This is a genomic window from Nostoc commune NIES-4072 (assembly GCF_003113895.1).
Classification (GTDB): domain Bacteria; phylum Cyanobacteriota; class Cyanobacteriia; order Cyanobacteriales; family Nostocaceae; genus Nostoc; species Nostoc commune.
Map to the genome: position 1 here is coordinate 5,056,405 of NZ_BDUD01000001.1, position 16,715 is coordinate 5,073,119.

Genomic DNA, 16,715 nt, shown 5'->3' on the forward strand with positions numbered 1-16,715 from the left:
AATTGATATAAATCAGACTTGACAAATGAGCATCATGAGTAAAAAGACAGCAATGCGTGTTTTAAAAATTTCAATGAGCAGATTATTCCTATAGGAATCCGGTTTGATTTCTGAAAATATACGTAGGATGTGTTAGCACAGAGAGTACGGCATAAAACTCGTGTTCATAGTGCGTTACGAACTCCGTTCTAACACACTCTACAATACTTAATTTCGTTCAAAAATCAAATAGTAATCCTATATAGCAATCAGATTTGATTGCGTGAAAAAATTTAAGTATATGTAGGGTGCGTTAGGAGGGAGTCCGTAACGCACCAAAGTCTTTGGACTGTAGATTTATCTTTAATTTTTAATTTTTTGACGATGGTTAGCAGCTTGTAATAACAGAGATTCGGCAAATGCGATCGCGTCAGTTGCAGATTTACCACCAGCTAACTGTGCTAGTTCTTCCCGGCGAGTATTTAAATTCTCCAAGGTAGTAACTCTGACGACAGTACGCTGTTCGGCGTTGTCATTGTTGGCTTTTTTACCTTTGCCTTGATTGATAGTTTGCTTATCGACGCGGAAATGGCGATCGGCCATTGCTGCGACTAAAGGCTGGTGAGTAACACATAATACTTGGTTGCGTTGACTTAGCTGGTGTAATTTTTCAGCGATCGCTTGGGCGACTCTTCCCGAAACCCCAACATCAATTTCATCAAAAACCATTGTTCCAGCCGCATCAACCTGAGAAAAACAAGCTTTCAACGCCAGTAAAAAGCGGCTCATTTCCCCGCCAGAGGCAACTTCCGTTAAAGGTTGCAGGGGTTCTCCAGGGTTGGAACTAAACATAAAGGTAATTTTATCTGCTCCCATAGCAGTTGGGAAAGCTGGTAATATTTCAACCAAAAATTTCACTTTTTCCATCGCTAGAGGCTTGAGTTCAGCTATCAAACGTGATTCTAAATTAGCAGCCGCCTTACCCCGTAGTTGAGTTAACTGATTACTTGCTTGGGTGAGTTTTTCAAAACACACCTTTTCTTGCTGTTCTAAGTTTTCGAGAGATTGTTCGCTGTCATTAAGTTGGGCTAATTCCCCTTGGATACGTTCGTAATAAGCGATCGCTTCTGTAAGTGTCGGCCCATACTTGCGGCAAATTTGCTTTAATTCCTGAATTCGTTCTTCCACCTCTTCCAATCGGTGTGGATCGGCTTCCAATCCATCCCCATAGGCATTAATCTGCCTTCCCACTTCCATTACCGCAGCTTGCGCGTCCCTCACTAATTCCAATAAGGGTTGCAATTGCGTATCATATTCCACCATGTCATTTAATATCGCCTCACTGTCTCCCAATAAATCACCTGCGGCGGGAGTTTCATTATCGTTTTGATACAAAGCTTGATAAACCTTGTAACTCATTTGTTGCAAATCAACCACATGATTTAGGCGTTCCCGTTCTTGTCCCAACTGTTCCAATTCATCAGGTTCGCACAGATTGGCTGCTCCTAGTTCTTGCACTTGATAAGTGAGCAAGTCGAGTTGTTGTAAGCGTTCTCGTTCTGATGTCCGGCGTTTTTCTAGTGCTAAATTCGCCTGTTGGTAAGCACTGAAACTCGTGGCGACTTTATGACGCTGCTGCATCAGAGAGTCACCGCCATATAAATCCAACCAATCGCGGACTTGAGCAGATTGTCCCACTTGTACAGTTTGACCTTGGGCGGTGATTTCCACCAAGCGATCGCGCATTCCTCCCATAATCTGCCGATTGACCAACACCCCATTCACCCGCGATCGACTGCGGATATTACTAGCAGTAGCTGTGATTTCTCGGCTAATGACTACGGAATTTTCATCAAGTAAATCTATTTCTTGTTCAGTTAACCAAGCGGCTAGGGGGGCGTTTGAGGTGAAAGTCGCTTCTACCATCGCCCGACTTGTCCCCGTGCGAATGACTCTACTAGAGACTTTACCGCCCAAAGCGGCATCAATGGCATCTAAGATAATCGATTTTCCAGCGCCGGTTTCACCTGTTAACACATTTAGTCCCGCGCCAAATTCCAATTCCAGTTGGTCAATTAGGGCAAAGTTTTCAATTCGCAGGCAAAGCAACATCAAGCCAAATTCTCCATGAGGGCAGATGCCGGATACTTCTAACTTACAGGATAATAGGTTTCATCTTTGAGCAACTAGCAATACCTAATACTATTGAACTAGTGTGCCCGTTTAAGTGTAGCAGACTAGTGGGGAGTGGGGGATGAGGGAGATGAGGAAGAAATAATTAATGCCCAATGCCCAATGCCCCATTGCCAATTCCCAATTTCTAAACATATTGTTACAATACTTAATGTGATCGTTCTGACTGGTGGCCATTCTTCATGATTGTTAAGACACTTCCCCCTAGTTCCCGACCGATTCAGGAGAACAGTAGCAACGGCACAAATAGCCGAGGCGAACTGGACGTAATTGATATAGTGCCAGAAGATGGTACGCCAAGCTTAGTTGTGCGATCGCCAAGACTTTTAGCAGCCCAGCAGTTGAGGACAACAGCCCAACCTGAGATGCTTTACGATCCTGTGGTTATAGCGGCGCATTACCAAAACAGACCCCTACAAGTTGTACGGCGGATTTTCGCCGTGTTGGGGCCGGCTCTATCCTTTGCTTTTGGGTTGTGGTCGGATAGTAAACGGGGAATTATCGTCAAAAATGATCGCCGCCGAGCCGCTCAATTACGAGTATTGTTGACTAAACTGGGGCCTGCTTACATCAAAATTGGACAAGCTTTATCCACCAGACCGGATCTAGTTCCTCCGGTATACCTAGAAGAATTAACTAAACTACAAGACCAATTACCACCTTTCCCCAACGAACTTGCTTACCAGTTTATTAAAGAAGAACTAGGCGCACCTCCAGAAGAGGTTTACGCCGAACTCTCGCCCCAGCCAATTGCTGCGGCTTCATTGGGGCAAGTGTATAAAGGTAAGCTCAAAACTGGTGAAGAAGTTGCTGTTAAAGTTCAACGCCCCGACTTAAGAGAGGGGATTACTATTGACTTGTATATCTTGCGTAACCTTGCTGCTTGGGTGCAGAAAAGAGTCAAACGGGTAAGAAGTGATTTAGTTGGGATTCTCGATGAATTAGGCGATCGCATTTTTGAAGAGATGGATTACATCCATGAAGGCGAAAATGCCGAGCGATTTTTCGAGTTATACGGTCATATAAAAGACGTATATGTACCGAAAATTTACTGGGAATATACCAATCGTCGCGTCTTGACGATGGAGTGGATTAACGGTACTAAATTAACCCAGACAGAAGAAATTAGCGCCCAAGGTATAGATGCTCGTTATCTAATTGAAGTGGGTGTGCAGTGTTCCCTGCGCCAGTTGCTAGAACATGGATTTTTCCATGCAGATCCCCACCCTGGTAATTTATTAGCAACAACCGATGGTAAGTTAGCTTATCTCGACTTTGGCATGATGAGCGAGATTAAGCCACCACAGCGTTATGGTTTAATTGAAGCGATCGTCCACGTTGTCAACCGCGACTTTGAAGGATTAGCAAAAGATTACGTTAAATTAGATTTCTTATCACCAGAAACCGATTTAACACCAATTATCCCAGCTTTTGCTAGAGTCTTTGCGGATGCCCAAGGAGCCAGCGTTGCCGAACTTAACATTAAAAGCATCACCGATGAACTATCGGCTTTGATGTATGAGTATCCTTTCCGTGTACCGCCCTACTACGCCTTAATTATTCGCTCTCTAGTGACGCTCGAAGGTATTGCAATATATATAGATCCCACCTTTAAAGTTCTCAGCGAAGCTTATCCCTACGTTTCTAAACGGCTGTTAACCGATCCAGCACCGCAATTAAGAGCATCATTGCAAGATTTGCTATTTAAAGATGGCAGATTTCGTTGGAACCGCTTAGAAAACTTGTTAAAGAATGCGCGTAATAGTCAAGACTACGACTTTAATTTGGTGCTGAATCAGGGGATAGAATTTCTAGCATCTGAACGCGGTGCTTTTATTCGTGACAAGCTAGTAGATGAATCTGTTAACGGACTCGATGCTTTAGGTAAAAATGTTTTGCATAACTTCACCTATTTGCTGCGGGAACGTGTAGGGTTGACAGCAGTTAATGAAACTCCGGCGGCGACAGTTGAGCAACAACAAACCTTGGAGCATATCAAACGTATATTAGGTATTCTCCGAGAAACACGAGGCTTTGATCCAATAGAACTTGCGCCCAAAATTGCCCAGTTATTGGTAAATTCAGATGTACAGCGTTTGGGTCAACAAATTGCCAACCGCTTTACGCAAAAGGCTGTAGCCAGGTTAATTCGGCAATTATTGGCATCTTAGCAAAAGTTATGAGTTAAAAACTTTCTTTAACTCATAAATCATTCACTCTAGCAACTATATAACCCAACTCTTCCAGCTTTTCTAAAACCTTAGTTGCACTTTGGGTAACACTTTCTTGGTTCGTTTTGCATTCGACTTCCGGGCGGAGTGGTATTTCATAAGGATCATCAATACCAGTGAAGTGCTTAATCTCCCCGGATCTTGCTTTTTTATATAACCCTTTTACGTCTCGTTGTTCACAAACTTCTAATGATGCATTGACGTAAACTTCAATGAAAGATGGAATACTTTGGCGCACTTGTTCCCGAATTTCACGGTATGGTGAAATAGCCGAAACCAATACAATTACATTATTTCTGCTAAGAAGATGAGCTACAAAGCCAATACGCCGAATATTCTCTTCTCGATCTTCTTTACTGAAACCCAATCCTTTGCAGATGTTTTGACGTACCGCATCGCCATCTAGAACTTCAACTCTGTATCCCTGTATCCGCAGTTCCTTCTCCACGAATTTACAGATAGTAGTTTTACCTGCACCACTTAGACCAGTGAACCATACTGTCACGCCATATTCTTGTTGTCTCATCTTACCTGGTTGTATATTTGAGAACTTAAGTTAAAAATGAGATTGTATGATTAATTTGATTATCAGACGTCTGACTACTGCACTATCTACATTCCCTACTATTACCAATTTGCTAGAGTTAATATTACCTCTGACAGGATTAACAATTTTATTATTATTTATAGGATTTCAATCAGAGTTTCTCAAGTTACATATCTTAGAAAAATCTTGGCAAGAAATTGTAAAAATTATTGTGTTTTCCTTTTTTATACCAGGTTTAAGTGAAGAGATAGTTTTTCGCGTTTTGTTTTTGCCTCACCCTACTGAAAACCCCTCACTCAAGACACAAATTATATGGATAATTATCACTTTAGTCGCCTTCATCATATATCACCCATTTCAGGGACTAACCTGGAATCCTGGTGGCTATGAAGTTTTTATAAATCCAAATTTTTTAATTCTGGCAGCTTTGTTAGGAGTTATCTGTACGATCGCTTACTTAATATCTGGCTCTATTTGACTTTCAGTTATCATTCACTGGCTGGCTGTTGTCATTTGGATAGTTTTATTAGACGGATTTGCTAAGTTTAACCCACATTTTGCACTTCATTTTGTATTTAACTTTCTTCTTGGGGATAACCATTTTTCTCACGTTTGAGGCTTTCTTCCAAGGCTTGAATTTGTTCACGACGAGCTTCCAATTCTAAAGAACGCCGCGCTAAGTCTTGGTTTTGCAATGTCAGGGATTGTCGCCAATGTTCTGCTCGTTCGGCTTCGTGCTGCAAAAATTCCGGAGTAATGCCTATGGTGAGGTAGCTTTGTACCAGATGGAGTACCCAGTTGGTGGCATCTTCTAGCCTTTCAATGTCGCCTGTAGAGGAAAGTTCTACTAAAACAAGCAAGTTTTCACTGATAACTTTTCCCTTCCCTAGCAGAATGAAAGCCTCTTCTGGAATTATCGCCCACAAGTTATCAGCTTCTTGACGCGCTAACAAGCGTAACTGGTGCTGGTCTAAAAAATCGTTTTTACGCACCTGGGCTAGATATAGCATGAGGGTCGCTTTGCTCCAATTAAAAATTAAAAATTAAAAATTAAAAAATTTTAATAAAATAATAATTCCCAGAATTGAGATTTGGATCTTGTTAATTGGTAACGGGTAATTGGGAATTATTGACACTCCTATTACCCATTACAGTTATCTTAAGCCACGTGGGCGATCGCTACGACAACCCCTTCAGACGCTCGCGCAAAATTTCAGCTTGCTTCTGTGCTTCTGCTAAGGCATCCCGCGCCCCCTGTACCACATCAGCTCTAGCTCTATCTACGAAACTAGGATTGTTTAATCTGGTACTCAGGGATTGAACTTCTGCTTCAGCTTTACTCAAGCTTTTTTCTAGCTTGGCACGCACAACTTCAATATCTACCACACCGCTTAGAGGAATTAGCACCTGTATTGTACCAATTACACCTGCGTAGACGCTTTGCGGCTTGCCGTCAGGCATCGCATTTTCTGGTTCTTGTGGTTGCTCTAATTCTGTCTGCGGGAAAAATCGGTTCCATAACTTTTGTCTAGCTTGAGCAGTTAGTAAATTTTGGCTAACGAACCAAGCTGTGTAACTAAAACCAACTAATTCAAAGAAAGTCCCGACGATGGGAATGTCATCAATGGCATTTCCCGCAGCTAAACCCACTCTACCAAAGACAATAGCCACAATAATTAAGCCAATTGTCTTCAAACCCCTTTGAGGTTTTTTTGCAGCAACAGTTTGGTTTTCTTGCTTGTCGGTAATAGTTAAAGTCTCAACCTTCGCCAAATCTTTAATGTAATCTTGTCCAGCAGTGAGAATTTCCCGCTCTTTCTGGCTTTCAGTTTGCAAATTCGCTGTCACTTTTACCCCTGGCTTAATATCTGCTTCCGCCCGCAAATTCCGAATTGTGCGGATAGTAGCAATCAGCAATTCAAACTGTTCTTCTAAACCTGAATCAATTAAGTTTGCATCTACCTGGGGATAGATTTGTAATGGTAAAGTTTGCGGGGAATCTGTTGATTGTTGGGTGAGAGTCTGCCAAATTTCTTCGGTAATATGAGGCATGAAGGGATGAAGCAGTTTCATAATCCCTTCTAGTATGTAGCCGAGGGTTTGCTGTGCTACCCGCCGCGATACTGGATCGGCATCTGCTTGCAATCTAGATTTCACTAGTTCAATATATTGATCGCAGAAATCACCCCAGATGAATTCGTACAATCCCTTAGCTGCTTCCCCTAAACCATAATTATCGATGTAATTGGTGGTTTGTTTGATAACTTGATGATACCGCGAGATGATCCAGCGATCGCTCAATTCGGTAGCTACTGGATTTCCCAATTGTTGCGGCGTTTGTCCATCCAAATTCATCATCACAAACCGGGCTGCATTCCACAACTTATTTGCAAAGTTGCGCGATGCCTCAACCGATGCTGATTCATCCTTTTTGCGATCGTATTCTAAGCGGATATCTTGACCAGCACCAGCCACTTCTCTAATTAGGGTATATCGCAGGGCATCAGTACCATATTTGTCAATTAATAACAATGGGTCAATGCCATTACCTTTGGTCTTTGACATCTTCTGACCTTTTTCATCCAGCACTAAGCCATGAATGTAAACTGTTTGAAAAGGCATTTGCTGCGTAAAATGCCCAGCCATCATGGTCATTCTGGCTACCCAGAAAAAGATGATGTCAAAGCCTGTTACCAAAGTAGTAGTCGGGTAGTAAGTTGCTAAATCCTGAGTTTGTTCCGGCCAGCCCAAAGTCGAAAACGGCCACAGTCCAGAAGAAAACCAAGTATCCAGCACATCTGGATCTTGTTCTAACTTGACATTTTCGCCAAATTGTGATTTAGCTTTCTCCCAAGCTTCGGTTTCCGACTTTGCTACTATAAAGGGCGTATTATCGGTAATTTGTCCATCCGTTTCACTGATAGCGTACCAAGCTGGAATTTGGTGTCCCCACCATAATTGGCGAGAGATACACCAATCAGTGAGTTTTACTAGCCAATCACGATAGACCTTTGTCCAGCGTTGGGGGACAAACTCTGGAGAAGTTTGCTGGTCAAGGAATTCGAGAGTGTTGTCAGCGAGGGGGCGAATTTTGACGAACCACTGAGTTGAGAGGAGGGGTTCAATAGGTACTTTACCGCGATCGCTGTAGGGAACGGTATGCTTATAATCTTCGATCTTCACCAAAAAGCCATCTGCTTCGAGGCGAGAAACCACATTCTTTCTCGCAACAAAGCGGTCTTGTCCTTGAAACTCCCCAGCATTGGCGTTGAGAGTGCCGTCTTTGTTCATAATGTTGATAAACGGCAGATTGTGACGCTTACCCATGTCAAAATCGTTCGGGTCATGGGCAGGAGTTATCTTTACGCAACCCGTGCCGAAAGTGGGGTCAACATATTCATCGCCAATGATCGGAATTTCTCGGTGTAGAATTGGCAGAGTTACAGTTTTACCGATGAGATGTTTGTAGCGATCGTCATTGGGATTAACTGCTACAGCCGTATCACCCAGCATCGTTTCTGGTCGAGTTGTCGCCACCTCTACAAAACCGGAACCATCGGTGAGGGGATAGCGGAAGTGCCAGAGATTTCCATTCACCTCTTGATTCTCTACTTCCACATCAGACACAGCCGACCCAGAAGCTGGACACCAATTAACTAAATATTCACCACGATAAATTAAACCTTCCTCGTAAAGGCGAGTAAATGCCTCCACAACAGCTTTAGATAAACCCTCATCCAAGGTAAACCTTTCCCGTGACCAGTCCACCGAGACACCCAAGCGTCGTAGCTGATTAAGAATCGTTCCCTCAGACTCCGCCTTCCATTGCCAAGCGCGTTCTAGGAATTTTTCGCGCCCCAATTCGTAGCGAGTCTTACCCTCTTTTTTGAGTTGCTTTTCCAGCATAGTATGCACCGCGATGCTGGCGTGGTCAGTTCCGGGTAGCCACAGGGTATTACGTCCCTGCATCCGGTGGTAGCGCACGAGGGTATCAATTAAGGCACTTTCAAAAGCGTGACCCATGTGCAAACTGCCAGTGACATTTGGGGGGGGAATGACGATGCAGTAGGGTTCGCCGCCTTGGTTGGGGTCAGCTTTGTAAACTTGGTTGTCTTCCCAGAATTTTTGCCACTTGGCTTCAGTGGAAAAGGGGTCGTAGAGACTGGGGAGATTGGGAATGGTTGCGGTCATGCGGGAAAACTAAGGAAGGACTTTAATAAATTTTGCCATAGGGTTGGAGAGGGATTGATGGAAACGAACCGCCAAGACGCCAAGGACGCCAAGAGAAGAGAGCCAAGTGAGGAGGTGGATAGACTAGTTTATGCTGTGATTGGGGCGGCGATTGAGGTACATAAGGTGTTGGGGCCAGGGTTTTTGGAGGAGGTGTATAAGGAGGCGTTAATTATAGAATTTTTCAGGTGCGGGATACCTCATGTGGTTGAGAAGTCGGTAACAGTAAATTACAAAGGACATGAAGTAGGCAAGGGTAGATTAGACTTTCTGGTTGCAAATTGTCTAATTGTGGAATTAAAAGCTGTTCAAAATTTAGCCCCAATCCACGAAGCTCAAGTCCTGTCCTACCTTAAAATGACTAATTACCCCTTAGCCCTTCTCATCAACTTTAACGTCCCCCTCCTCAAAGACGGCATCAAACGTATCATCCTCTATTCTTAATCTTCCCTTGGCGCACTTGGCGTCTTGGCGGTTCGTTCTCCAAATCCATGAAACACCAAACAACCTCCCCTTGGACATTCATCCCCACCCTATATTTCACCTCCGGCATACCTTACATCATCATCAACACAGTTTCCGTAATCTTTTACAAAAAACTCGGATAGGTATCGAAGCAACTTTACAATCTATTCAATCTGCAATTCACAATGCGGTTGAGGCAGCAATAATTACCAATTCTGTGAATATTGACGCGATATGTTTGGGTTTAGCAGGTGTAGGTCGTGCAACAGATATCGAAGTAGTGAAAGGTTTAGTTAAAGAGCTACAGAATAACAAATTGCCTATTATTTGGGCATTACAACCAGCGAATATTGTAATTTGTAACGATGCTTTGATTGCTTTAGTTGGTGGAATTGGTCAGCCTGTAGGAATCGTGGTTGCAGCCGGTACTGGTTCGATAGTTTTCGGCCGAAATCATGAAGGACACACTAAGCGAGTCGGCGGCTGGGGGTATATTTTAGGAGATGAAGGTAGCGCTTATAAAATTGCGATCGCAGGCATGAATGCAGCATTAAAATCTTATGATGGACGAGAGATTTCAACGAGTTTGATAGAGGGTTTCAAACAGCATCTTGATTTGGAAAGTATAGAAGATTTAATAGAAGTAGTATATCGGCGAGAATGGGGAGTTAAACAGATAGCTGCTTTAGCACCAGTTGTAGATTTGGCAGCAGCGTCAGGTGATATAGTAGCCAATCTCATAATTGATGATGCTGTAAAAGAGTTAGTAAAAGCTACATCTACAGTAATTGATGCAATTTTTAGTGCTGACTCAGTTTTAGAAGTAGTCACAACAGGAAGTGTCTGGCGTGGTAGATGCAAGATTCATGAAAGATTTGCAGCGTCTCTTGGTAAAAAGTTTCCTAATGTAAACGTGATTTTTCCAAGGTATGAACCTGCTTACGGTGCTGGGTTATTAGCGTTGCAGACAACTCAAAATTGACGCGAAGAAAGCAATAATAGGAGTTTTCAGTTTGCAAATATCCGCCCCAAGAAAGTTACTATTTCAAACCAAGCTGCGGTGGTAGCACTAGAATCATAACGATAACCGTCGTCGCGCATGAATGTATGTTCTGCTTCATACAAGAAAACTTGGTGAGGGATGTTAGCATCCTCAATTGCTTTTATTATGATTTGGCGATCGCTATCTGGTATATGAGGGTCAAGAGTACCGAACACCATTAGTATCTCACCTTTGATTTCACTTACCCTCTGGATTGTATCGGCTACCTCTTTACCCAATTTACCACTGGGAATACCAGTAGGGTAACAGCAGACACAAGCCCGAATTTCGCTTTGAAATGCTGCGCGGAAAGCTAAATGTCCACCAATACAAAAGCCGAGAGTGCCTATTTGATTTGGAGAAACCGCACTCTCTGTTTTCAGAAATTCAATCACAGCCAGGCAATCGGCATCATAATCAGCTACCGAGGTTCGACGCGCATCGTCATTACCGCGCATCCTTCCCAAATCGTCTGGTTCAATTACTAAACCAACTGACTCAATTCGGTGAAAAATTTCTGGCGCTGCTACTACATAGCCGTATCCTGCTAAGTAGTTAGCTAGACGAATCATTGCATCACCTAACTGATAAATATCACTGTAGAAGACAATACCAGGGTATTTTCCTGCTGCTTTGGGAACTGCAACATAAACACGCATTAAGCTGCCATCTACTCTTAATTCAACATTGCGCTTAGTGATTTGCACTTTTTTGTCTCCGTGTTACGCTTGCTGTCATTAGCTTCTACACTATAGCGCCGCAGCATCCGGTTACTTTCAATCCACAATTTGGCGTTCTTTTACCAGTGAAAGTTTGTTGCGATCGCCTTAATACACCCGTTACCTTAGCGACTGTAGGCTATAGCTGCTTTGCACCAGTATGTAGATTTGGCAGCAGCGTTTAGCGGTAAAAAAGCGAATGTAAAGCAAGGTTTATTATCGAGCGGTGACATCCATAATTTTTAGACATAATTCCAACTACATCTCGCCTACCAAGTCTTGTAGCAATGGCATATCTTTCAGTGCTTCTTTAAAACTTGAAGTTTCTTCAAATAAATCCTCTAGCGTCAATAAGTGAATTTTAAACTTATGGATATCAGGGAATTTGAGCAGTTTTGATTCAAAACCTGATGTATAGCCAACTCCGGCTAACATAACTGCAATATCAATGGAGTGGAATAAAAGATTAGCGTAAAATCTCTCTGCCTCTTCCACTTTTAATTTGTTTTTGCTCAACTTGCACTGGAAGTATATTTTACGTGTCTCAATAAATCCAACTCCATCAATACCATCATCTGATCCACGCGGCCCCGGTGTCAAACCAAGATGAACTGCAAAGCAACGCCCAAGTTCCTGTTTAGCATAACTACTAGCATTAGTATAACCAAGAACAAGGACGCGAATCTGTGTTCCATCCATAATTAATTATTCGTTTTCATCTTTTATATTGTTATATATAAAATATTTGTGAAATATTTCTATACCCAAAACTGCACATTCAGTAACTTTTTCTTTCATGCCAGCATCTTGAAGTTTGATATTAGTTTTGGTAGTCAGTTCTACTTGAATAGAAAGTGTTCCAAGCTCTTTTGGATAACCTTCGAGTTCATTGACACTTACTCCCTTAATTTTTGCAGAAGAAATTGCACAATTGATCGCTAAGTTCAGAAAGCTTCCTAAAGAACAGCCTAGAAAATCACAAATTTCCTCAATTTTGCTCTCTTGAGATTCACTCAGCTTTAAAGTAAATTCATCTTCCACGCCTTTATGAGATTTTTGAATACCTAACGATAATGCTCTCTCAATAACAGCATTACTATCCTGGTTTTTTTGATTTTCTAAAGTCATAATTTTCTTCCCTAGATAATTTCCAAAATTGAACTGAAATATTCAAGGGAGTCTTCGCAACCTGGGTATTTCCAAATATATTGTTTTCCCCCAAGTGCGTCAACCATTTCATCCGCAATCTACCAGAAGTATTTGTCCCTTTCTGCTTTAAAAAACTTACTCAAACCTACTTAACCTTAATTAAATAGACTTAATGTTTTCTTCCTGCTTCAACCAAGGTAGTCGGCTACTTCTTGTCCACAGGCGTTAAGTTTGGGTCAAGCCAACCCTACTTTGCTTAAAGGTGCATCCCTCAAATTAATTGAGGCGTTCTCATCACGATCTTGAATATTGCCGCATCCACCACATCTATAAACACGCTCACTCAGTCCCATCGGTTGAATGTGGTGGCACTTGGAACACATCTTCGAGGACGGATACCATCTATCAACCAACTCAACCCTAGTCGCGTAAAAAGGTTGCTTGTAAGTCAACTGTCTACGAATTTCGTAAAAACAGTTATTACTCACAGCGCTGGCTAGTTTATGGTTAGCAATCATGCCTGATACATTCAGATCCTCGATCCTAATGACAGCAGCTTTACGACTTATGTCAGTGGTCATTTTTTGAGTGGCATCTTGCCGAATGTTGGCAACATGAGCGTGTTGTGTTGCCAGTCGGACATAATATCGTTTCGCTTTATTTGATGCTTTGATTTTCAGCTTCTTATTGCCAAGGACTTTATTACGATTTCGCCACTGCAATTTCCCAAGCTTGATTTTCGCCTTTTTGGTAGTGACAGGCATATCGTAAAAAGTACCGTCAGAACAAGTTGCTAAGACTTTCACTCCTAAGTCAACACCAATCTTTTTAATTGGGTGAATTATTGGTGGAATCTTCTCGGCATCCAACACAAACGCAACGAACCATCTATCTGCGGTTCTAGAAACAGTAAATGTCTGGGAACTACAGATAAAATCAATTCGTTCTTTTAATCTAAGTTCCTTTAGTCCGGGTAACTTTATAATCTTTCCAGCATTTATTACAACTCGGTTAGTAAATGGCAGTGCTGGTTTACCTTTTTCGAGATATATGCCAGCAGTTTTGTAAACACTAAAGGAGTCACCTTTTTTCTTGGACTTCTTCTTTGGGAAATCTCCTAACCCTTTACGCCACTTCGAAAAAGCATCCTTCAAGTCAATAAATGCTGACTGATACACTGTGGACGGATACTCTCTCATCCACGCATATTCAGGCTTTTGCATTGTAACTTGAGTTAGAACTTTCTTGATAGCATCAATGCGTTTGGAGTCAGAAGCTTTTACGTCTTCAAAACTCCAAGATGCAGTTAGCAGTTCTAATCCATAGTTGTAAACAAACCGCTTAAAGCCAGCATTGCCACGCATCAAGGAGGTTTCAACCTTATTTAGTTTTAATTCTCGCTTGATAGCAAACATAGCTAAACTTTTGCAAACTTATTTACTTAAATAAGTATATCCTACTTTGAACAAGGATCGACACCTTGAGCAATTAACTTTACTTTTTGCTTATATTTGCGTAATCCGTATAAACGACTGGAAAAGCAATGCACGATTGACAACAAATCTTGAACCAGTTCTTCATGGGGCGATAATGCTTCACTGTTAGCTACTACAACAGTTCCGCCTCCCCAGACAATAATTTGTTCTACCAAGTCAAAACCGAAGCGGCATAGCCTATCTTTGTGGGCTACATAGACCGATTTAACTTCTCCTTGAATTGCCCACTGAATAATTTGGAGAAACTTTTTGCGCTTAAAGTTAAGTCCACCGCCTATTTCTTCGATTCTGTCAGTGACTACTACGCCATTAGCAACACAAAACCCATCCATAGATTCAACTTGACTAAGCAGATCATCTTTTTGCCCATGTGATGAAACACGGCAATAGATAATTATTCTTGTTGGAAATTTGCCGGACTTCAGGTTTCGAGCTAGTGCTAAGTGTGATTCTGTGTAAATTCTTTGATTGCCTAGCGTCCTTTCCGGGGTTAGTTTCCCTTCTGTCTCCCACCGCCTTAACGTCGATGAAGAGACACCAATTAATCCGCCAAACTCTGCAACCTTCCACATAAACTTGTCTAAAATACCTAAATATAGATAAGTTTAGCAAAGTTTTCTGCTATTTAGTTTAACTCCTCTCTAAAAGTACCCCTGTAATATGAACAGCCAGAGTTGTTTTACCTACACCTCCCTTATTGTAACTACAAAGAATTATCTTTGTTTTTCCAAGCATAAGTTGCATTTGCGCTTGCAGTCCTGAAATGATCAAGATTAATGATACTCGTATCTGTACCTAACTTACTAATCTTGAAAATGAGCTACAGCATGATCGCCAACAACTACGACAAGCTTAATATCCCTAGTGTAAATACACTCGTTACCTTAGCGACGCTAGGCTAGTTAAAACTCACACCAATAATTAATAAAGGGGATAGATGACATTCGCTTGTGGCGAAGCACCCATCCCCGAATAGCTGCCCAGATCATGAACCTGGAATCTATAGTCCGGTATCTAATAATCACAGTATCGGCCGAGATATGTAGATTGTCACTGGGATAGATACTGATTTACGAAATACCTACGAAAAGATTGTTACATAATTACTCTTGTTCACCCTTAATTCCGCCTCCCATCGCCAACAGCGCCGTTCCGTAAGCTGCTTCTGTGTACACTGACGCGACTACAGGAACCTGCATAAGACGCGCCCTAATCGCAGTCCAAGTGTCATTCGCCGCACCACCGCCAGCAGTATAAACACGGCTCAACTTGTCTGCTCCCATTTGCTGTAATAATTCATACCCTCGCGCTTCTATGCGGGCAATGCTTTCTAACAACCCATGCAAAAATTCCACTGGGTTATCTGGGCGTGGTGACAAACGTGGCGGTAGATTCGGATCGTTAATTGGAAAGCGATCGCCTACCTTCAATAACGGATAATAATCTAACTCGCTGGCAATTGAAGCATCAATCTCCCGGCTAAAACTTTCTAATTCAGCATTCGTGAAAAATTGCTTGAGTACAGCACCCCCAGTATTAGAAGCACCACCAGTCAGCCACAAATCACCCAACCGATGGCTATAAATCCCATATCTGGCATCTTCTTGTCGGGTACGACTTAACAACTTTAGTACTAACGTTGAACCAAGGGAACTCACGGCTTCACCAGGTAATTTTGCCCCACTGGCGAGAAAAGCCGCAATACTATCAGTTGTACCTGCACACACCAGACAATCACGGCGGAAACCGAATTTATCGGCAATTTCAGGACGCAATTCGGCAATGGGAGTACCAGGAGGTAAAACTTTGGGTAGCTGAATCGGTATTTGCAAACTTTCTAGCCATTCTGGGTATCTCAACTCTTCTACGTCATAACCCAGCTTTAAAGCATTATGGTAATCGCTAATCCCCAACTGTCCATGTAGGAGAAACGCTAGCCAATCTGCTTGATGCAGGAAATATCTAGCTTCACTAAAAGAGGGTTGTTGCCTCATCCACAAAAGTTTAGCCAGGCTGGAGGTGGCACTCAACACGGTATGATTGGGGGGTGCTATACTCCTCAAATGGTCTAGCACTAATGATCCCCGCGCATCGTTGTACAGTAATGGTGCATCTGTTGGATTGCCAGCACTATCGACCATTAAGACGGTGGAGGAAGTACCATTAATTGCGATCGCTTTAATTTCTCGCCGCAATTGATCGGGTATTTGTTCCACCAGCATAAACAAAGCCTCCTGCCAAATTTTGGGCGTAACGGCGGCTGGTGAGTCCTGGAAGGGATATCGCACCTGTGCTTGGATGCTAGCTTCCTGGTCAACCACCATACCGCGTGCACCAGAGGTGCCAAAGTCGATACCCAAATAGAAATCCATAGTTTTATGAATTTTTTTAATAAACAATCATTAAAAACTACTGACTAATAACTGCTTTTGTTGCATCTTGTAACAAGATATTCCCCAATCTTGGCAAAACAAGGAAAAGTAGTAAACGAACTGATCAAAATCTATTCAGGTTAGGAGGTTTTCAGCCATGCCTATTTTAGATACTCTGTACATCGCTCAGATATCTTCCATCTCAGATACTCAAGTCTACATCGCTCTAGTTGTGGCCTTGATCCCCGGAGTTCTAGCTTGGCGATTAGCCACAGAACTTTACAAATAAGGC

14 protein-coding genes and 1 pseudogene are annotated in these 16,715 nt (G+C 42.3%); 5 read left to right on the top strand and 10 right to left on the bottom strand.

Features of this window, described 5'->3' with window-relative positions; genetic code table 11:
* Positions 1–342 precede the first annotated feature (342 nt).
* Entirely contained in the window at positions 343–2,091 is a 1,749-nt protein-coding gene (gene recN, locus CDC33_RS22510; RefSeq protein WP_109010797.1) for a DNA repair protein RecN, read from the bottom strand.
* Between the two features lie 263 nt (positions 2,092–2,354).
* Between recN and CDC33_RS22515 the strand changes: the two genes are divergently transcribed.
* Positions 2,355–4,343 (top strand): ABC1 kinase family protein, encoded by a 1,989-nt coding sequence (locus tag CDC33_RS22515; protein WP_109010798.1) that lies wholly within the window; start codon positions 2,355–2,357, stop codon positions 4,341–4,343.
* 31 nt (positions 4,344–4,374) lie between these two features.
* Here the strand turns inward: CDC33_RS22515 and cysC are convergent, their stop codons facing one another.
* Complete coding sequence (gene cysC / locus CDC33_RS22520) at positions 4,375–4,929, bottom strand: adenylyl-sulfate kinase (protein WP_109010799.1); 555 nt, start codon at positions 4,927–4,929, stop codon at positions 4,375–4,377.
* 46 nt (positions 4,930–4,975) lie between these two features.
* Here cysC and CDC33_RS22525 point away from each other — a divergent pair, with 46 nt between their 5' ends.
* Positions 4,976–5,428 carry a CPBP family glutamic-type intramembrane protease gene (locus tag CDC33_RS22525; protein ID WP_109010800.1) on the top strand — a complete coding sequence of 151 codons (453 nt, stop codon included), beginning with the start codon at positions 4,976–4,978 and terminating at the stop codon, positions 5,426–5,428.
* Positions 5,429–5,525: 97 nt separating this feature from the next.
* Here the strand turns inward: CDC33_RS22525 and CDC33_RS22530 are convergent, their stop codons facing one another.
* Together CDC33_RS22530 and CDC33_RS22535 are read right to left on the bottom strand one after the other, a co-directional pair.
* On the bottom strand, positions 5,526–5,960 hold the full coding sequence (locus CDC33_RS22530; protein WP_109010801.1) for an HmpF-related protein: 435 nt from the start codon (positions 5,958–5,960) through the stop codon (positions 5,526–5,528).
* 169 nt (positions 5,961–6,129) lie between these two features.
* Positions 6,130–9,141: a valine--tRNA ligase gene (locus CDC33_RS22535; RefSeq protein WP_109010802.1), complete on the bottom strand. Its 3,012-nt coding sequence runs from the start codon at positions 9,139–9,141 to the stop codon at positions 6,130–6,132.
* Between the two features lie 57 nt (positions 9,142–9,198).
* Between CDC33_RS22535 and CDC33_RS22540 the strand changes: the two genes are divergently transcribed.
* On the top strand, positions 9,199–9,624 hold the full coding sequence (locus tag CDC33_RS22540) for a GxxExxY protein (protein ID WP_109010803.1): 426 nt from the start codon (positions 9,199–9,201) through the stop codon (positions 9,622–9,624).
* Positions 9,625–9,784: 160 nt separating this feature from the next.
* Positions 9,785–10,627, top strand: a pseudogene (locus CDC33_RS22545) (N-acetylglucosamine kinase); the annotation flags it as partial.
* Positions 10,628–10,653: 26 nt separating this feature from the next.
* Here the strand turns inward: CDC33_RS22545 and CDC33_RS22550 are convergent.
* The 6 genes from CDC33_RS22550 to CDC33_RS22575 all read right to left on the bottom strand — a co-directional run bounded on the left by CDC33_RS22550 (position 10,654) and on the right by CDC33_RS22575 (position 16,423).
* The gene (locus CDC33_RS22550; protein ID WP_109010804.1) at positions 10,654–11,394 is read right to left on the bottom strand and encodes a dienelactone hydrolase family protein; all 741 of its coding nucleotides are present in this window, start codon (positions 11,392–11,394) and stop codon (positions 10,654–10,656) included.
* Between the two features lie 270 nt (positions 11,395–11,664).
* Positions 11,665–12,105: a PDDEXK family nuclease gene (locus CDC33_RS22555; protein WP_109010805.1), complete on the bottom strand. Its 441-nt coding sequence runs from the start codon at positions 12,103–12,105 to the stop codon at positions 11,665–11,667.
* A 6-nt stretch (positions 12,106–12,111) separates the two neighbouring features.
* Entirely contained in the window at positions 12,112–12,534 is a 423-nt protein-coding gene (locus tag CDC33_RS22560) for a hypothetical protein (protein ID WP_109010806.1), read from the bottom strand.
* Between the two features lie 257 nt (positions 12,535–12,791).
* Positions 12,792–13,970, bottom strand: coding sequence for an RNA-guided endonuclease InsQ/TnpB family protein (locus tag CDC33_RS22565; RefSeq protein WP_181373844.1), 1,179 nt, complete (start codon positions 13,968–13,970; stop codon positions 12,792–12,794).
* Between the two features lie 41 nt (positions 13,971–14,011).
* A complete protein-coding gene (locus CDC33_RS22570) occupies positions 14,012–14,623 on the bottom strand; it encodes an IS607 family transposase (protein WP_109007710.1) in 612 nt (203 codons plus the stop codon).
* Positions 14,624–15,154: 531 nt separating this feature from the next.
* Positions 15,155–16,423, bottom strand: a complete 1,269-nt coding sequence (locus tag CDC33_RS22575; protein WP_109010807.1) for an FGGY-family carbohydrate kinase — start codon at positions 16,421–16,423, stop codon at positions 15,155–15,157.
* Between the two features lie 199 nt (positions 16,424–16,622).
* On the opposite strand from CDC33_RS22575, the gene psaM reads away from it, so the two are divergent.
* The gene (gene psaM / locus CDC33_RS22580; RefSeq protein WP_040630342.1) at positions 16,623–16,712 is read left to right on the top strand and encodes a photosystem I reaction center subunit XII; all 90 of its coding nucleotides are present in this window, start codon (positions 16,623–16,625) and stop codon (positions 16,710–16,712) included.
* The last annotated feature ends 3 nt before the right edge of the window (positions 16,713–16,715 follow it).

Coding starts and splice junctions, on each gene's coding strand:
- recN (WP_109010797.1), bottom strand. CDS start 2,091: ATGTTGCTTTGCCTGCGAATTGAAAACTTTGCCCTAATTGACCAACTG.
- CDC33_RS22515 (WP_109010798.1), top strand. CDS start 2,355: ATGATTGTTAAGACACTTCCCCCTAGTTCCCGACCGATTCAGGAGAAC.
- cysC (WP_109010799.1), bottom strand. CDS start 4,929: ATGAGACAACAAGAATATGGCGTGACAGTATGGTTCACTGGTCTAAGT.
- CDC33_RS22525 (WP_109010800.1), top strand. CDS start 4,976: ATGATTAATTTGATTATCAGACGTCTGACTACTGCACTATCTACATTC.
- CDC33_RS22530 (WP_109010801.1), bottom strand. CDS start 5,960: ATGCTATATCTAGCCCAGGTGCGTAAAAACGATTTTTTAGACCAGCAC.
- CDC33_RS22535 (WP_109010802.1), bottom strand. CDS start 9,141: ATGACCGCAACCATTCCCAATCTCCCCAGTCTCTACGACCCCTTTTCC.
- CDC33_RS22540 (WP_109010803.1), top strand. CDS start 9,199: ATGGAAACGAACCGCCAAGACGCCAAGGACGCCAAGAGAAGAGAGCCA.
- CDC33_RS22555 (WP_109010805.1), bottom strand. CDS start 12,105: ATGGATGGAACACAGATTCGCGTCCTTGTTCTTGGTTATACTAATGCT.
- CDC33_RS22560 (WP_109010806.1), bottom strand. CDS start 12,534: ATGACTTTAGAAAATCAAAAAAACCAGGATAGTAATGCTGTTATTGAG.
- CDC33_RS22565 (WP_181373844.1), bottom strand. CDS start 13,970: ATGTTTGCTATCAAGCGAGAATTAAAACTAAATAAGGTTGAAACCTCC.
- CDC33_RS22570 (WP_109007710.1), bottom strand. CDS start 14,623: ATGTGGAAGGTTGCAGAGTTTGGCGGATTAATTGGTGTCTCTTCATCG.
- CDC33_RS22575 (WP_109010807.1), bottom strand. CDS start 16,423: ATGGATTTCTATTTGGGTATCGACTTTGGCACCTCTGGTGCACGCGGT.